Source organism: Massilia sp. Root351, assembly GCF_001425045.1.
In the GTDB taxonomy this organism is placed as follows: Bacteria; Pseudomonadota; Gammaproteobacteria; order Burkholderiales; family Burkholderiaceae_D; genus Rugamonas.
In genome coordinates, this window is record NZ_LMDJ01000001.1 from 842837 (window position 1) to 858253 (window position 15417).

General features: G+C 65.0%; 14 protein-coding genes. 6 read left to right on the forward strand and 8 right to left on the reverse strand.

The annotated features are described in order from the left end of the window. Positions 1–78: 78 nt before the first annotated feature. The 5 genes from ASD15_RS03810 to ASD15_RS03830 all read left to right on the forward strand — a co-directional run bounded on the left by ASD15_RS03810 (position 79) and on the right by ASD15_RS03830 (position 8637). Positions 79–1578, forward strand: coding sequence for an adenosine deaminase (locus ASD15_RS03810; RefSeq protein ID WP_057153383.1), 1500 nt, complete (start codon positions 79–81; stop codon positions 1576–1578). Between the two features lie 517 nt (positions 1579–2095). After that, positions 2096–4423, forward strand: coding sequence for a TonB-dependent receptor (locus tag ASD15_RS03815; RefSeq protein WP_229418048.1), 2328 nt, complete (start codon positions 2096–2098; stop codon positions 4421–4423). A 174-nt stretch (positions 4424–4597) separates the two neighbouring features. After that, on the forward strand, positions 4598–6298 hold the full coding sequence (locus ASD15_RS03820; RefSeq protein ID WP_057153385.1) for a bifunctional UDP-sugar hydrolase/5'-nucleotidase: 1701 nt from the start codon (positions 4598–4600) through the stop codon (positions 6296–6298). A 17-nt stretch (positions 6299–6315) separates the two neighbouring features. After that, on the forward strand, positions 6316–7533 hold the full coding sequence (locus ASD15_RS03825) for a phospholipase D-like domain-containing protein (RefSeq protein WP_057153699.1): 1218 nt from the start codon (positions 6316–6318) through the stop codon (positions 7531–7533). Further along, on the forward strand, positions 7534–8637 hold the full coding sequence (locus tag ASD15_RS03830; protein WP_057153386.1) for a S1/P1 nuclease: 1104 nt from the start codon (positions 7534–7536) through the stop codon (positions 8635–8637). On the opposite strand, the gene ASD15_RS03835 is transcribed toward ASD15_RS03830, so the two are convergent. The 3 genes from ASD15_RS03835 to ASD15_RS03845 form a co-directional block, all read right to left on the reverse strand. Then, positions 8638–9552: a hypothetical protein gene (locus ASD15_RS03835; protein WP_229418049.1), complete on the reverse strand. Its 915-nt coding sequence runs from the start codon at positions 9550–9552 to the stop codon at positions 8638–8640. Positions 9553–9638: 86 nt separating this feature from the next. Further along, positions 9639–10454, reverse strand: a complete 816-nt coding sequence (locus ASD15_RS03840; RefSeq protein WP_057153387.1) for an isocitrate lyase/phosphoenolpyruvate mutase family protein — start codon at positions 10452–10454, stop codon at positions 9639–9641. A 52-nt stretch (positions 10455–10506) separates the two neighbouring features. Continuing rightward, on the reverse strand, positions 10507–11265 hold the full coding sequence (locus ASD15_RS03845; protein WP_057153388.1) for a DeoR/GlpR family DNA-binding transcription regulator: 759 nt from the start codon (positions 11263–11265) through the stop codon (positions 10507–10509). A 74-nt stretch (positions 11266–11339) separates the two neighbouring features. Between ASD15_RS03845 and ASD15_RS03850 the strand changes: the two genes are divergently transcribed. Then, on the forward strand, positions 11340–11930 hold the full coding sequence (locus ASD15_RS03850) for an NUDIX domain-containing protein (RefSeq protein ID WP_057153389.1): 591 nt from the start codon (positions 11340–11342) through the stop codon (positions 11928–11930). On the opposite strand, the gene ASD15_RS03855 is transcribed toward ASD15_RS03850, so the two are convergent. The 5 genes from ASD15_RS03855 to ASD15_RS03875 all read right to left on the reverse strand — a co-directional run bounded on the left by ASD15_RS03855 (position 11915) and on the right by ASD15_RS03875 (position 15415). Continuing rightward, on the reverse strand, positions 11915–12322 hold the full coding sequence (locus ASD15_RS03855; RefSeq protein WP_057153390.1) for a VOC family protein: 408 nt from the start codon (positions 12320–12322) through the stop codon (positions 11915–11917). The genes ASD15_RS03850 and ASD15_RS03855 overlap by 16 nt on opposite strands. Positions 12323–12394: 72 nt before the next feature. After that, on the reverse strand, positions 12395–12706 hold the full coding sequence (locus tag ASD15_RS03860) for a hypothetical protein (RefSeq protein WP_157200797.1): 312 nt from the start codon (positions 12704–12706) through the stop codon (positions 12395–12397). A 27-nt stretch (positions 12707–12733) separates the two neighbouring features. After that, positions 12734–13453 (reverse strand): hypothetical protein, encoded by a 720-nt coding sequence (locus tag ASD15_RS32745; protein ID WP_057153392.1) that lies wholly within the window; start codon positions 13451–13453, stop codon positions 12734–12736. A gap of 3 nt (positions 13454–13456) precedes the next feature. Then, entirely contained in the window at positions 13457–14011 is a 555-nt protein-coding gene (locus tag ASD15_RS03870; protein WP_200953906.1) for a DUF1569 domain-containing protein, read from the reverse strand. A gap of 432 nt (positions 14012–14443) precedes the next feature. Next, entirely contained in the window at positions 14444–15415 is a 972-nt protein-coding gene (locus tag ASD15_RS03875) for an ABC transporter permease (RefSeq protein WP_057153393.1), read from the reverse strand. Between the last annotated feature and the right edge of the window lie 2 nt (positions 15416–15417).

The following is a 15417-nucleotide window of genomic DNA, read 5'->3' on the forward strand; positions in this document are numbered from 1 at the left end:
CGCGCGTAACCCGCCGGCGCCGCCAAACTGCCCACATGGCGGGTTACAACCCGCCCTACATTTAACCGAGGGCAGCTGATGAACAAAATTTTCCCGAAACTGATGATGGCGCTGGCTGTGACGGCGGCCTGCAATGCGCAAGCCCAGAAAGCCGCTCCGAGCGCCAACGAGCAGGCAACCAGCCGCCACTTCGCCTCGCTGGTTTCGGGCAGCCAGCCCAAGTCGGCCGAACTGACTTTGTTCTTCACCATGATGCCCAAGGGCGGCGACCTGCACCACCACTATTCGGGCGCCATCTACGCCGAGCAGTTCCTGCAGTGGGTGGACAAGCAAGGCTACTGCGTCTACAAGAACAGCTACCAGATCGAAAGCGACGCCGGCAAGCTGGCGCTGGAACGCGCCGCGTCGCCGGCCACGCGCACCTGCATCAGCGGCGAAGCCGTCATGCTGGACAACACCATGCTGGCCGAGTTGCTGCAGCGCTGGGGCACCAAGGACTTCTACAACCACAGCGGCCAGCAAACCCCGCCCGACCGTACCTTCTTCGACACCTTCGGCTACTTCAACCCGGTCGCCTCGACCAACACCGCCGAAGGCCTGCGCACGCTGAAGCAGCGCGCCATCAACGAGAACGTCAGCTACATCGAAACCGTGTTCGAGCTGGCCCCGTTCACCGCCAACGCCGATTTCGACAAGGCGGTGCTGGCCAGCGGCCTGGACAGCGCCGCGCTGAACGCCAGGCTGGAAGCGCTGCTGCCGGTGCTGGACAAGGACGCCGCCTGGACCGGCTGGCTGGACGCTTATAAAAAGAACGTGGACACCGCCAGCGCCGGCATCGACGACGAGCAGTTCACCATGCGCTACCAGCCCTTTGTGCTGCGTTTCCTGTCGCCTTCGCAAGTGTTCTCGTCCATGGTGTCGGCCTTCAAGCTGGCGCGCGAGAACCCGAAAGTGGTGGGCGTGAACATTGTCGGCCAGGAAAGTACCTATGTTTCCATGCGCGACTACAAGCTGCATATGCAAATGTTCAAGTTCCTCAAATCCAAGTACCCGGACGTGAAGCTGGCGCTGCACGCGGGCGAGCTGGCGCTGGGCATGGTGCCGCCGGAAGGCCTGCAGTCGCACATCGCGGACGCCATCAACGTTGCCGGCGCCAGCCGCATCGGCCACGGCATGGACATCGCCCACGAATCGAACGCGCTGGCCACCATGAAAGCCATGCGCGAGCGCGGCATCGCAGTGGAGGTGAACCTGACCAGCAATGATTTCATTCTTGGCATCAAGGGCGACGCGCATCCTGTCACATTGTTCCGCAAGTATGGCGTACCGTTTGTCATCTCGACCGATGACGCCGGCGTTTCGCGTAACAATCTGGCCAACGAATACGTGCTGTTCGCCAGCCGCTACCCAACTTCCTACGCGGATGTAAAGAAACTGTCATATGACAGCATCCGCTACTCCTTCCTGTCCGCTGCTGAAAAACAACGCTTAAGCGCCCAGTTGGATGGCCGTTTCAAGAAGTTTGAGGCCGATGTGGCCGCCAGCACCGGCGCCGCCGGCGCCGCGCGCCAGCGCTGATGTAAGAAACGGTATCCGGCGGGGAACGCCCAAGTTTGCCGCCGGATATCGTATTTTCCCGACAAGTTTGTGGCCGTTATGCCACAGATAAGCATTCTTTCATGAAAGAAACCCATGAAAGAATTTCATCCGCTTGACGGAACCCTTATAATTCCGCCCATATAGGTCACGCGACCGGCACGTCCACGTCATCCAACTTCTGCTTTTCTCTCGCTTTTTTCCGTATTTATTTGGTTTTCGTATGAATCGCCAAACGAAAACGTATTTGTCATGCATTTTTTACTAATGCATAGTTGGCGATAGCGTTGCCGAAGTTGCAGTCCATTCGTGTCGCTGCATGTCATGAATCTGTCATAGAGATGACATCAGTAAGAAATATTGTCCAGTTAGACTGCTCCGTTTCTTGCAGCGTCTGACTGCAGTTTTGAGAAAAATTCACATAACCCCTGGGGAGTTTTACATGCAATACGTTAATCAGCCCAAGCTGCGTTTGAGTCTGATCGCTGTGGCGTGCCAAATGGCATGCGCTTCGGCCGCCTTCGCGCAAACCGCGTCCGAAGTAGCGCCGCAAGTGACCACCGGCACTGGTACCAACCAGGTCGTCATTACCAGCAAGAAGCTCGGCATGGGCCTGATGGTGACGGAAGACGCGCCAAAAGCACGTTCGACGATCACTGCCGAAGAGCTGGAAAAACAGCGTCCTACCGGCAATGCATATGAAGCGCTGGAAATGCTGCCTGCAGTAAACAGCTACAACTACGACGCAACCGGCCTGTTTGGCGGCGGCATGACCCTGCGCGGCTTCAACAGCGACCAGATCGGCGCCACCATCAACGGCGTGCCGGTCAACGACTCGGGTTCCTTCTCGGTCTACCCGCAAGAATACGTGGACCAGGAAAACACCTGCTCGCAGTTCGTCACCCAGGGCTCGACCGACGTCGACTCCCCGCAAGTGGGCGCAACCGGCGGTAACTTCGGCATTAACACCTGCAACCCCGAGAACAAGCAGCGCCTGCGCTTCATGCAGACCTTCGGTCAGCTGAACATGATGAAGACCTTCCTGCGCTACGACAGCGGTCTGTTCCCCGACGGCCGTTCCAAGCTGTTCATCTCCGCCTCGCACGCCGAGACCGACAAATGGAAAGGCAAGGGTACCGCCAAGCGCGACCACATCGACGCCGGCTTCAACTACGACTGGGATCGTTTCAACTACATCCACGCCACCGTGCTGTGGAATGATGCCGTCAACAACAACATCAACAACCTGACCCTGACCGAACTGCAAACCCAGGGCTACTATGGCGACTTCGCCGACACCTTCAAGGGCCACCTGACCCCGGTCAAGGGCACCCCGCAGACCGAAACCACCCAGTCGCCGGCGTACTACAAGCTGGGCATCAACCCGTTCAAGAACGCGATCGTGTCGGCCACCGCCAAGTTCCGCCTGAATGAAAACCTGGACATCAAAGTGCTGCCATACCTGTGGTACGGCTTCGGCAACGGCGGCATCCAGCAGCGCGCCCAGCGTGAGAACCAGTTCTACAACACCGCCAGCGGCACCCGCACCGGCGCCAAGGACCTGAACGGCGACGGCGACACCCTGGACACCATCCTGGTGGCCAACGCGTCCGTGACCAAGACCTACCGTCCTGGCGTGACCGCGTCCGCCATCTACACCCTGGGCAACCATGAAATCCTGGGCGGCTTCTGGTGGGAGCGCGCACGCCACGAGCAGACCGGCCCGATGCTGGCACTGAGCAACAGCGGCGAACGTGAAGACATCTACCTGCAAGACGGCAAGATCACCCGTCCTGACGGCACCTTCGCCAACAGCCGCGACCAGCTGACCATTTCGACCGCGCGCCAGATGTTCATCCAGGACACCATCAGCCTGATGGACGACAAGCTGAAGGTGAACCTGGGCGTGCGTACGCCGGACATCAAGCGCGACTTCACCAACTGGGGCGACGAAAACAACACCGTGCGCCAGTACAAGATGGTGCGCAAGTATGACGACGTGCTGCCGCAGCTGGGCGCCCGTTACCGCATCACCAACGACGACCAGGTCTTCATGTCGGTCGCCAAGAACATGAAAGCGCCGCCTAACTTCGTGTTCGGCAACGTTGGCACCAACGTGATCGTCACCAACGGCGTGGGCAACTTCGTCGGCGAAGTCAAGCCTGAAGTGTCGTGGAACACCGACGTCGGCTACCGCCACCAGGACTCGAAGTACATCGCGACCGTGACCTTCTTCGCAGTGGACTTCAAGGACCGCCAGGCAACCGCCTTCGATCCAGTGACCCAGGTCAGCAGCTACACCAACGTGGGCCGCGTGAAGAGCCATGGCGTGGAAGTGGAGCTGGGCAACATGCCGATCAACGGCTGGGCGTTCTACGGTTCGATCGGCTACAACAAGTCCGAGATCCAGGACAATATGCGCGTTGGCGCCAACGCCTTCCTGCCAACCGCAGGCAAGGAAATGATCAACGCGCCTAAGCTGAAGACCAGCATTTCGGCCGAGTACCAGGATGGTCCGTTCTGGGCCCGCCTGAAAGCGCGCCAGACCGGCAAGCAGCAGGCATCGTTCGTCAACGACGAAACTGCGCCAGGCTACACCACCTTCGGCCTGGACGGCGGCTACACCTTCGCCAACTTCGGTATCTTCAAGCGTCCTAAGCTGACCTTCAACGTGAGCAACATCACCAACAAGGAATACCGCAACCCATCGTCGGTATCGATCACCAACGTGAAGCCGGTGCCGGGCGTGACCACCACCACCGGTACCCAGCGTTACTACCTGGGCGCGCCGCGCTTCATCTCGGCCACCCTGTCGATCGACATCTAAGCTGATGCGCCGCGCCGCTGCAGTCGTAGCAGCGCGGAACAGCGGTAAAGCGGACCTGCGGGTCCGCTTTTTTTTTAGCCGGTTTTTTTGTATCAGCCTTGTTTCGGCGGCGCAGAGGCGGCGTCGTTTCAGGTATGCTGCAACTCTTTTCCGTAGCGTTTTTTCCCCCTCGCAATGATCAACATTTACAAGCTCCAGGCCTGTGCGCTGGCCATGGCCGCCGCGCTGCTGGCCGGCTGCGCCAGCCAGCGTCCTGCCACCGTGGTGGACATCAACATCGCCACCCTGAACGACTTCCACGGTTACATCGAAGCGAGCAAATTCTCCTACACCGACGCGCGCGGCAATGCGCGCAGTGAACTGGCCGGCGGCATCGACACCATCGCCGCCGCGCTGCAGGCCTGGCGCAAGGAAGACCCGCAGCTGCTGCTGGTGGGCGCCGGCGACCTGATCGGCGCCAGCCCGGCCATCTCCTCGATGTGGGCCGACGAGACCACGCTGGGCGCGCTCAACCTGCTGGGCATGAACGCCACCTCGGTAGGCAACCATGAATTCGACGCCGGCCGCGCCGAGCTGCTGCGCCAGCAGAAGGGCGGCTGCGTGTCGCCGCGTCCGGACAAGGCCTGCAAGTTCGAGCCGATTTACCCCGGCGCCAAGTTCCAGTACCTGGCCGCCAACGTGGTGGACATGGCGACCAGCAAGCCTTTCCTGCCAGCCTACCATGTGGAGGAAGTGCGCGGCGTGAAGGTCGGCTTCATCGGCGCGGTGCTGAAAGACACCGCGCAGGTGGTGCTGGCGTCCGGCATCGCGGGCCTGCAATTCGTCGACGAGGCGCAGGCCATCAACCGCGTGCTGCCGGAACTGCGCGCGCAGGGCGTGAACGTGTTCGTGGTACTGATCCACCAGGGCGGCCGCACCAAGGACGCATTGGACCGGCAGGACTGCCCCGATCTGCAGGGCGAAATCGTGGACGTGGTGAAGCGTCTCGACCCGGCCGTGCGCGTGGTCATCAGCGGCCATTCGCACAAGGGCTATCTGTGCCGCGTGGACGGGCGCCTGGTGACGCAGGCTGAAACGGCGGGCCACGTGATGTCCCGTATCAAGCTGAGCGTGGACACGGCCACCGGCACGGTGGTGGGCGAGAGCGCCCGCAACGTGGTAATGGAGCAGGACCGCTACCCGGCCGATCCGGCCATGGTGGCGTACATGGACAGCGTGCGCAAGCGCAGCGCCGAGGTGCTGGGCAGACCGGTGGCGCGCCTGGCCGTGGCCAGGGTGGCGCGCGCCAGCGGCGACGACACCAGCGAATCGGCCATCGGCAACCTGGTGGCGGACTCCATGCTGGCCGCCGCCAAGCCATACGGCGCGCAGATCGCCTTCATGAACCGCGGCGGCCTGCGCAACGACCTGCTGTCGGGCAGCGGCAACGTGGCCACGCTGGGGCACCTGCACGCCGTGCTGCCGTTCGGGAACACGCTGGACGTGATGAACCTGACCGGCGCGCAGCTGCGCGCGCTGCTGGAAGAGCAGTGGACCGATGGGCGCAATATCGTGCGCGGCCTGCTGCAGGTGTCCAACGGTTTCACCTACCAGTGGGATCACAAGCAGCCGGCAGGACAGCGCGTCGTGCCGGGCAGCGTGCTGCTGCACGGCGTGCCGGTGGAAGACGGCGCCAGCTACCGCGTGGTGACCAACCACTTCCTGGCCGAAGGCGGCGACTACTTCCCGACCTTCGCGCGCGGCAGCAACCGCGCTCCCACCACCATACGCGACATCGACGCCCTGGCCGCCTACCTGGCCCAGCGCGACCGCGACGGCAAGCCTGCCGGCTCCGCGCAGCACGCGGGCCGTGTCCAGCGCCTGCAATCACCATGACAACCAAGGAGCCCATCATGCGCAAACTCTTACTACCCGTACTGCTGGCAGCGAGCTTTGGCAGCGCCCATGCCGACTTCAGCATCCCCGGCTATGAACTGGTGCTGACCACGCCGGTGGAAACCGCGCTGGCCAATCCGGACCTGCGCGAGGCGGCCGCCGTGTGGACGGAGCTGTTCGACAATGCGAAGAAGGATATCGCCATCGGCCAGTTCTACGCCGTGGTGCGCGAAGGCAGCGCTTTCGAGAAAGTGTTCGAACGCCTGGAGGCGGCCGGCCGGCGCGGCGTGAAGATCCGCTTCCTGCTCGACAAGAAGGGTATCAACCTGTCCGAAGCGCCGACCATCGAGCGCCTGAAGGCCATCCCCAACCTGGAATTGCGCATCCTCGATTACAACCAGCTCACCGGCAACGGCATCATCCACGCCAAGTACCTGGTGGTGGACCACGCCGTGGCCTACGTGGGCAGCCAGAACTTCGACTGGCGCTCGTTCAGCCACATCCAGGAAACCGGCTTGCGCATCACGGACGGCAAGGTGGTGAAACAGGTCCAGGCGATTTTCGACCAGGACTGGAACGCCCAGGCGCGCCTGGCGCGCGGCCAGCGCGTGGCGGAAATCGGCACGGCGGTGGCCAGCGCGAACTACGCGCCGAGCGCCTTCCTGATGGCCAGCCCCTACGCCTACAACCCGGCCGGCGTGGCCGACTCCGAGCGCGGCCTGCCGGCGCTGCTGGAAGAGGCGCAAAGCGAAGTGCGGGTGCAGCTGCTGGATTACGCGCCGCTCAGCTACGGCCCGAAAGGCACGCGCCCTTACTACCCGGTGGTCGACAACGCGGTGCGCGCAGCCGCCCAGCGCGGCGTGAAGATCAAGCTGATGGTGTCCAACTGGAACACCGAAGCGCCGGCCATCGCCTACCTGAAAAGCCTGGCGCTGCTGCCCAACGTCGAAGTGCGCGTGGTGACCCTGCCGAAAGCGGCGGCAGGCTTCATTCCGTTCGCGCGCGTCATCCACAGCAAGACCATGAGCGTGGACGGCAAGGTGGCGTGGGTCGGCACCAGCAACTGGGCCGGCGGCTATTTCGACCTGTCGCGCAACCTGGAAGTGGTGATGCGCAACGAGCAGATGGCGCAGCGCATCGGCGCGCTGCACCAGCAGCTGTGGGACTCTCCGTATGCCGCGCCGCTGGACGTGAACAAGAATTATCCGAAACCAAGCAAAGGGAAAGAAGAGTAAATGAAGAAGCTCGCATGTGTGCTGGCGCTGGGCGCCGCCTTCGTATCGACCAACGTCATGGCATGGGGCAACGACGGCCACCGCATCGTCGGCTCCATCGCCGACCAGCTGATCAAGGGCAGCTACGCCGAGAAACAGGTACGCGCGCTGCTGCTGCCGGGCGAGAGCCTGGAAAAGGTCGCCACCTGGATGGACTGCGTGAAGGGCACCTACTGCGGCCCGCAGACGCCGGAAATGACCGACTACACGGCGGCCAATCCCAAGCATTCCGAGTACCACTACACCGACGTGCCGTTCCAGCTGGACGAGTACCACGACCACGGCGTGGGCACCGACGAGCACGATATCGTGCAATCGCTGCGCCAGGCCATCTGGGTCCTGCAGGGCAAGGACGGAGCGGCCGTCAACCCGCACAAGTTCACCAGGCGCCAGGCCTTGCTGCTGCTGGCCCACCTGGCGGGCGACGTGCACCAGCCGCTGCACGTGGGCTCGGCCTTCATCAGCAAGGACGGCGTGTTCGTGGTGCCGCTCAAGCAGGAGCAGATCGACGGCGTCAACATCTTCAACCCGCAGGGCGGCAACAACATGCTGCTGGACGACGCGCGCATCGCAGCGCTGGGCGGCGCGCTGATTCCGGCGCCGTTGCCGAAAGAGGGCGAAGCCGCCAAGGCTGCAGCCACCGCGCCTGCCGCCGCCGACGCCAAGCCTGCGCCGAAGACCAAGCCCTTCCACTCCTATTGGGACACCACCGTGGTGGACTACGCCATGCGCCGCGTGAGCGCGCGCACGCCGGAGCAGTTCGCGCAGATCGCCATTGCCGGCAAGCCCGCCGTGGCGGTCAACACGGGCGAGCCGGCCAGCTGGCCTTACCAGTGGGCCAACGACGCGCTGGCGGTCGCCAAGCTGGCGCATGCGGACGTGACCGTGGGCCCGGCCGGCAAGCAGACCAGCCGCAACGGCGCCGTCTACACCGTGTGGCAGCTGAACGTGCCGGACAACTACCCGGTGCCGTCGTCGGCCATCGCCAAGGAACAGCTGATCAAGGGCGGCTACCACCTGGCATCGCTGCTGCAGGCCATCTGGCCCGAGCCGGCGGCCAAATAACTACTTCGCGGCGGGCGGCCGGTACCACAGTTCGGGCCGGTTCAGCGGCGTTTCCGGCGAGATGCCGGGATGGCGCAGCGACAGCACGCGGCGCTTGTCCAGGCCGCAGCGCTCGATCACCGGGCCCTTGTGCTTGCGGAACAGGGCGTTCAGCGTGCCGTCCTGCACCATGTTTTCCAGGCCTGCCGTGATGCGCTTGGCCAGCCGCTCGCCCTCGGCGTCGCGCCGCACGAAGATGTAGCGCGGCAGCGGGTATTCCAGCAGCAGGCTCGGCTCCAGCGCCATGCCGGGATACTGGGTGCGCGCTTCCTGCAGCTCGCGCGGCGCTTCATCCACGCCGCGCGAATAGAAGTCGAAGCGGCCCGCCATCAGCATCGAGTACAGGCGCTCATAGGTGCCTTCGATCACCTCGATGCCGGCCGCGCGCAGGATGGCGACGTCAGCCCAGTCTTTGCCCTGGCCGGCGCGCATGGCGCGCAGGTCCGGCACGCTGCGCACGGCCGCGAAACGGGGCAGGTCGGTCGCGCGCACCAGGAACACGCGCAAGCCCAGCAGGCCTTTGTCGATGGGGATGCGGATCGGCAGGAACTGCTGCTCCACCGCCGGCGAGGTGGCGCGCGCCAGCACGTTGATGCGGCCCTGCGGCAGCGTCAGCTCCTGCGCCACGCGCGGCGGCGACATGGCTTCGCCCAGCTGCCGCATCTCGAACGGCCCGAATGCGGCGCTGGACTTCTCCAGCGCGGTGCGCAGGATCAGCCAGTCGTAGTCGTAGCGGTTGTCCAGCGTGTCGATATGGCGCGGATAGACGATCTGCTGCGGGGACGTCCGCGCGTCCGTGCTGCCGAGCACCGGCAGCAGGCAGCCGGACGCGGTGGCCTGGAGAAAACGCCTGCGGGTGGGGGAGGAGCTCGCCATGCGTCCAGTGTGCCACGTCCAGCGGCGCGGCAGCAAGCGGCGCACCGCGAAGCGTTGCTAACGGGACGAGACAGCCGGCGTTGCCACTATTTGGCGGCGGGATGCAGGAACAGCTGCTGGATATCGCCGTAGGCCATGGCCTTCTGCGCCAGCGGGCCTGCGTTGCCGGTCTGGAGGAAGCCCTGCGCCATTTCGCGCGCGGCGCCCCACAGCGCCTGTGCAATGCCGGAGCCAGCGCTGAAACGGCGCGCGCCCAGCGCGCTCAGCTCGGCCGCTGCCGGAATGCCCGGCCAGTCCATCACGTTGAGCGGCAGTTTGGCCGCGCCGGCCACCTGGCCGATCTCGTCGGGCAGGCAGATGCCCGGCACGAACAGCCCGTCCGCACCGGCCGCGCGGTAGGTCTCGGCGCGCGCCAGCACTTCCTGCGCACGCGCGCCCGCGGGCGCCAGGCCGCGCAGGTAGACGTCGGTGCGCACGTTGACGAAGATGTCGCCGCCGGCCTTGGCCACCGCTTCCTTGATGGCCTCCACCTTGCGTGCCAGCAGGGAGGGCGCGTCGCCGCCGTCCTCGATGTTGATGCCGGCCACGCCGCTGTCGACCAGCAGCATGATGTAGGCCGCCACCGTGGACGGCTTGTCCGAATAGCCGTTCTCCATGTCCACCGTGAGCGGTACGGACAGCACGCGCACGATGTTCTGCGCGGCGGCGATGGCGGCGCTGGCCGGCATGTTGTGGCCATCGGCATAGCCCAGTGACCAGGCCAGGCCGGCGCTGGTGGTGGCCACGGCGGGCGCGCCCAGGCTTTCTATCAGGCGGGCGCTGCCGGCGTCCCAGGCGTTGGCCAGGCGCAGCAGCTCGGGGCCCTGGTGTAGTTGGCGGAAGGCGTTCGCGGATCGGGTCATGTCGGGCTCCAGGTGGGCGGTGGAAGATGGCCTATTTTACATTGTTATCCAATTAAGTTGCCAATGTGATAGCGATTCCCATGCCGCGGTAGGGCGCCAGCAGCGCCTCGTCCACGCCGGCGTTGACGACGATGGCGCTGACCTGCGCCAGCGGCACGGTCTGGAACGGCGCGGCGGTGTCCAGCTTCTCGGGCGAGGCCAGCACCACGGTGCGCAGCGAGGCGGCACTGATGGCGCGCTTGACGCAGCCCTCCTCGTAGTCGCCGGTGGTGATGCCCGCTTGCGGGTGCAAGCTGCACACGCCCATGAAGAAGATGTCGGCGCGGATCTGGGCAATCGCTTCCATGGTGGCCGCGCCCACGCCGACGATGGAATGCTTGAACAGGCGCCCGCCTATCATGATCACCTCGACCGTCGGGTGCTCGGCCAGTTCGACCGCGACGGACGGACTGTGCGTGACCACCACGGCGCGCAGGTCGCGCGGCAGGTGGCGCGCCACCTGCACCGCCGTGGTGCCGCCGTCGATGAACACCACCTGGCCCGGGCGCACCATGGCGGCGGCGGCGCGGCCGATGGCCGGCTTGCAGTCAGCCGAGATCTGCTGGCGCTGGGCGAAATTGCCCATGGCCGGCGAGGCGGGCAGGGCGCCGCCGTGCACCCGCTCCAGCAGGCCTTCCTTGGCCAGCTCGCGCAAGTCGCGCCGGATGGTGTCCTCCGACAGGCCCAGTTTTTCGCTCAGCGTTTTGGCCACGATCTGGCCGTCCTCGCGCAGGATTTTGAGCAGCAGCTCTTTGCGTTGGCGTGTCAGCATTGCACGAATTTTCTTGATGTTGCATGAATTTGCATACTATCATGTAAACCCGCTTACACAACAAGGAGAGCAGCATGCCGGAAGACCGCGTCAGGATACGCGCCGTGGAGACCCTGTCGGACGACTGGTATCTGCTGCGCAAGACCACCTTCGACTACCGCCGCAGCGACGGCAGCTGGCAGGCCATGTCGCGCGAGACCTACGACCGGGGGCACGGCGCCGTCATCCTGCTGTACCACCGCGCGCAGCGCAGCGTGATCCTGGTGCGCCAGTTCCGCTTTCCCGCCTACGGGCAGGACGGGCACGACGGTTTCCTGATCGAAGCGCCGGCCGGGCTGCTGGACCAGGCCAGCCCGGAGGAACGCATCAAGGCGGAAGTGGAGGAGGAGACCGGCTACCGCGTGGCCGAGGTGCAGAAGATCTTCTCAGCCTTCATGAGCCCGGGTTCGGTCACCGAGCGCCTGCACTTTTTCGTGGCCGAGTACGACCCCGCCTCGCGCCCGGGCGGCGGGGGCGGCCTGGCTGCGGAAGGGGAAGACATCGAAGTGCTGGAATTGCCGCTGGAGCGCGCAGCCGACATGATGGCCAGCGGCGACATCTGCGACGCCAAGACCATCATGCTGCTGCAATACGCGCAGCTGCACCTGTTTCACAACGCCGTATAGACCACCGATTCGGCCGAGCGCTTGAACGGTCCATGGAATACCGCCTCGACGTTGTTGCCGTCCGGGTCGAAGGCGAAGGCGGCGTAGTAGCCGGGATGGTAGTCGCGCTCGCCGGGAGGACCGTTGTCGCGCCCGCCGGCCGCCAGCACGGCCTGGTGGAAGGCCTTGACCGTTTCCTGGTCCTTGGCAATGAAGGCGATATGCACATGGGACACGGGGCCGTCCGCCTTGTCCACATACAAGTCGTCGAGATAGAAGTTGCCTTCGCCCTCGACCACTTCCTGGTCCAGGCCCAGCGCGCCGAACGCCGCCCGGTAAAAACGCTTGCTCGCGTCCACATCGGCCACGCGCAGGTGCACGTGGTCAAACAGCCTGCCTCGATGGAATTCCATGGCTCGCTCCTTGAATATGGGTCGGGCCAGTATAGGTGTGCTAGCGCGGCAGGCGCGCCACTTTGACGGCAGTCAATTACCGAAGCCGTAGCGCAGCACCATGCCCACGATCACGCAGCCGGCGGCGGTAAACAGCAGCTTGTTGCGCAAGCCGTCGGAGCCGATAGCGGCCTGGCGTTGCTGCAGTGCCATGTCGGCCTTCTTCTTGCCAATGATGAGCGGGCTCAGGAACCACAGGATGCCCAGCAGCAGCCAGCCGATGCCGGTGACGGTCATGCCGGTGGAACTTTGCTTGATGCCGTCGACAATGCGGGTGGCCGCCATCACGCCGCCGAAGGTCAGCCAGCAGATGCGGGCCAGGAGGTGGGTTTTCAGTTTATCCATGGGCGCCATTATACGGGGCGGCCGGACTCAGTCGCCACCGCCGCCGCAGCCACCGCCGCCGCAGCCGCTGTCGCCGCCGCCGCTGTCGCCGCCGCCGCTGTCGCCGCCGCCCCCGTCACTGTCGCTGCTGGCGTCCGAGCCTGAACCGCTGCCGCCGTCGCCGCAGCCCAGGTCGGCGCCGCAGTAGACCGCGCCCGCGCCGCTGTCGTCCTGCCGCTTGAAGCCGCTGCAGTCGGCCGCGTACACAAAGCCGTTCGGAATGTTCAGTTTGCTGTCCAGCGCGAACAGCAGCGGCAGGCGGGTTGGCCTGGCCGGGTTGATGTTTTCCTCGTGGCAGGCGAAATGCCAGCAGCGACGGATGCCGGCGTTGCCCTGCTGGCCTTTGCCCAGCACCACCGCCGGCGTGTGGTGCAGAAAGCGGCCGAAGGCGTGCTGGCAGAACTGCTGGTAATTCTTGGTGTAGAGGATAAATTCATGCCACAGGTCGTCCGCCACCTGGGACGGCATCGACACATACTGGCGGCCGCTCTTCAAATGGGCCAGGAAGAACTGCCGCAAGCCTTGCGCCACCAGCTGGCAGTCCTTGGTGCTGAGTTGCGGATGCTTTTGCATCAGCTTCTCGAACAAGCCTTTGGGCAGCACGAAAGTGCGGATATAGGCTTCGCGCTTGAGCTTGACCTGGCGCCGCCACAGCATGGCCGACAGCCCGGCCAGCGAGGCGCAGGCGATGGAGATGAGGAGCGACATGGCTCAGGCCTTGACGCGGAAGGCGGACAGATGGTTGGCCAGGTGCATGGCGTGCGCCAGCTCGTAGTCCTGTTTGCCAAGCGCGCCGTAGGCAAAGTGCGGGCGCAGCGGGCCGGTCCAGGCACGGAACGCCGCGATGGCGGCGCCCAGGCGCTGCAGGGCCTGGGCGGGATCTGCCGCCGCATCCAGGGCCGGGGCGCCGGGGATGGGCTCGGACAGGTCGTGGCTCATGCGGCCGCGCCAGGCGAACACGCCCAGTGCGGCCGAGCCCACGGTGCGCTGGAACAGCGCGGACTTCGATTGTGGAAAACCGGACATGGAAAATTCAATGCTTTGCGCGCAGTGCGCCAGCGTCTGGGCCCAGCTCCACGCGGCGCTGGAGGCCAGTTCCCCGGCCTGCGCCAGCCGCGCCAGCTCTTGCCCGGCCGCCGCCAGGCTGGCGAACTGCAGCTGGCGGTCCTCCGTGGACGCGCCCCGGCAACCGGCCAGGCCCGCAGCGGCGGCGCCGGTGGCCGCGATCAGTATCGAGCGCCGCTTTGTATCGAGCTTGTTTTGCATACAGGACCCGGGGCTGTGATGGAATGCAGTCGATGATTGCATATGCGAAATATCGAGTCAATGATATGGACGGTCCTGCGCGCTGCGCCCAACTGTCGCATCCGCCTGCGTCGCCACCGCTGCCGCCCGGTGCGCCGGCGTTGCCCAGGCCGGGAATCTGGGCTTTGCAATCGCAAGTAATGGCCAAAGGCCTTGCGGCAGAGCGCGTGGTACTGGCGGCTGTGGAGGCGCACCAGTGAGTGCAGGACCTTATGGAGCAGGGGGTGTGGACTGCGAAGGACCTGCGGCCGGTTGTAGACAAGATCGAATTGTCGGGCCTGCTGGACGGCAGTCGGGCGTTTACCTAAAACGTGGCGGTTCGCCCTGGAAAGTTCTTCAATCTGAACCCGGCCCTGCGGATGGCGCGCGCGGCGCCATCCGCAGGAGGGCGCGTTAGCGCGATTTGACGAACGGTACGCCGATGGCTTTCGGGGCCACCGATTTGGCCATCAGGCCGGCCAGCACAATCACGGTGACCACGTACGGCACCATCTGGATCAGCGAGCCGGGGATGCGGCCCACCAGCGGCAGGTCCACGCCTTCGATCTGGATCTGCACCGCGCCGAAGAAGCCGAACATCAGGCAGCCGAAGAAGGTGTACAGCGGACGCCAGTTGCCGAACACCATGGCCGTCAGCGCCAGGTAGCCGGCGCCGGCCGACATGTCGCGCAGGAAGAAGCCGCTCTGCACGATGGCCAGGTAGGCGCCCGAGAACGAGCACAGCACGCCGGCGATGATCATCGCCTTGTAGCGCGTCCATTCCACCGACACGCCGGCCGCATCCGCAGCATGCGGATTTTCCCCGCAGGCGCGCAGGCGCAGGCCGAAGCGGGTGTGGTACAGCACCCAGTGCACCAGCGGCACCAGCGCAAACGCCAGGTAGACCAGCACCGAATGGCCGCCGATCAGCTTGGTGTACAGCCAGCCCAGGAAGGGCACGTCCGCCACCGCCGCGCTGCCCGGCAGCACCACGTCGAACAGGCGCGCCTGGCCCAGGTCCGGCGTGCGGCCGCCCTGCTGGAAGAAGAACTGGGCCACCACGAAGGTCAGCCCGCTCATGGCGATGTTGATGGCGATGCCGGCCACCAGCTGGTTGCCCTTTTGCGTGATGCTGACGTAGCCTTGCAGGGTGGCCAGCGCCACCGACACGGCCACGCCGGCGGCCACGCCATACCACGGGTTCTGGGTGGCGAAGGCCACCGCCGCCGAGACGAAGGCCGAGGCCAGGATCTTGCCTTCCAGGCCGATGTCGATCACGCCGGAGCGCTCCGCGAACAGGCCGGCCATGGCGGCGAAAATCAGCACCGGCGCGTTGCGCACGGTCGATACCAGGATGCTGCCGATATGCAGGTCTTCAAAAGTCATGT

Excerpts from the sequence above, each read along its gene's own strand:
- ASD15_RS03810 (WP_057153383.1), top strand. The coding sequence starts at position 79 with ATGAACAAAATTTTCCCGAAACTGATGATGGCGCTGGCTGTGACGGCG.
- ASD15_RS03815 (WP_229418048.1), top strand. The coding sequence starts at position 2,096 with ATGGCATGCGCTTCGGCCGCCTTCGCGCAAACCGCGTCCGAAGTAGCG.
- ASD15_RS03820 (WP_057153385.1), top strand. The coding sequence starts at position 4,598 with ATGATCAACATTTACAAGCTCCAGGCCTGTGCGCTGGCCATGGCCGCC.
- ASD15_RS03825 (WP_057153699.1), top strand. The coding sequence starts at position 6,316 with ATGCGCAAACTCTTACTACCCGTACTGCTGGCAGCGAGCTTTGGCAGC.
- ASD15_RS03830 (WP_057153386.1), top strand. The coding sequence starts at position 7,534 with ATGAAGAAGCTCGCATGTGTGCTGGCGCTGGGCGCCGCCTTCGTATCG.
- ASD15_RS03835 (WP_229418049.1), bottom strand. The coding sequence starts at position 9,552 with ATGGCGAGCTCCTCCCCCACCCGCAGGCGTTTTCTCCAGGCCACCGCG.
- ASD15_RS03840 (WP_057153387.1), bottom strand. The coding sequence starts at position 10,454 with ATGACCCGATCCGCGAACGCCTTCCGCCAACTACACCAGGGCCCCGAG.
- ASD15_RS03845 (WP_057153388.1), bottom strand. The coding sequence starts at position 11,265 with ATGCTGACACGCCAACGCAAAGAGCTGCTGCTCAAAATCCTGCGCGAG.
- ASD15_RS03850 (WP_057153389.1), top strand. The coding sequence starts at position 11,340 with ATGCCGGAAGACCGCGTCAGGATACGCGCCGTGGAGACCCTGTCGGAC.
- ASD15_RS03855 (WP_057153390.1), bottom strand. The coding sequence starts at position 12,322 with ATGGAATTCCATCGAGGCAGGCTGTTTGACCACGTGCACCTGCGCGTG.
- ASD15_RS03860 (WP_157200797.1), bottom strand. The coding sequence starts at position 12,706 with ATGGATAAACTGAAAACCCACCTCCTGGCCCGCATCTGCTGGCTGACC.
- ASD15_RS32745 (WP_057153392.1), bottom strand. The coding sequence starts at position 13,453 with ATGTCGCTCCTCATCTCCATCGCCTGCGCCTCGCTGGCCGGGCTGTCG.
- ASD15_RS03870 (WP_200953906.1), bottom strand. The coding sequence starts at position 14,011 with ATGCAAAACAAGCTCGATACAAAGCGGCGCTCGATACTGATCGCGGCC.
- ASD15_RS03875 (WP_057153393.1), bottom strand. The coding sequence starts at position 15,415 with ATGACTTTTGAAGACCTGCATATCGGCAGCATCCTGGTATCGACCGTG.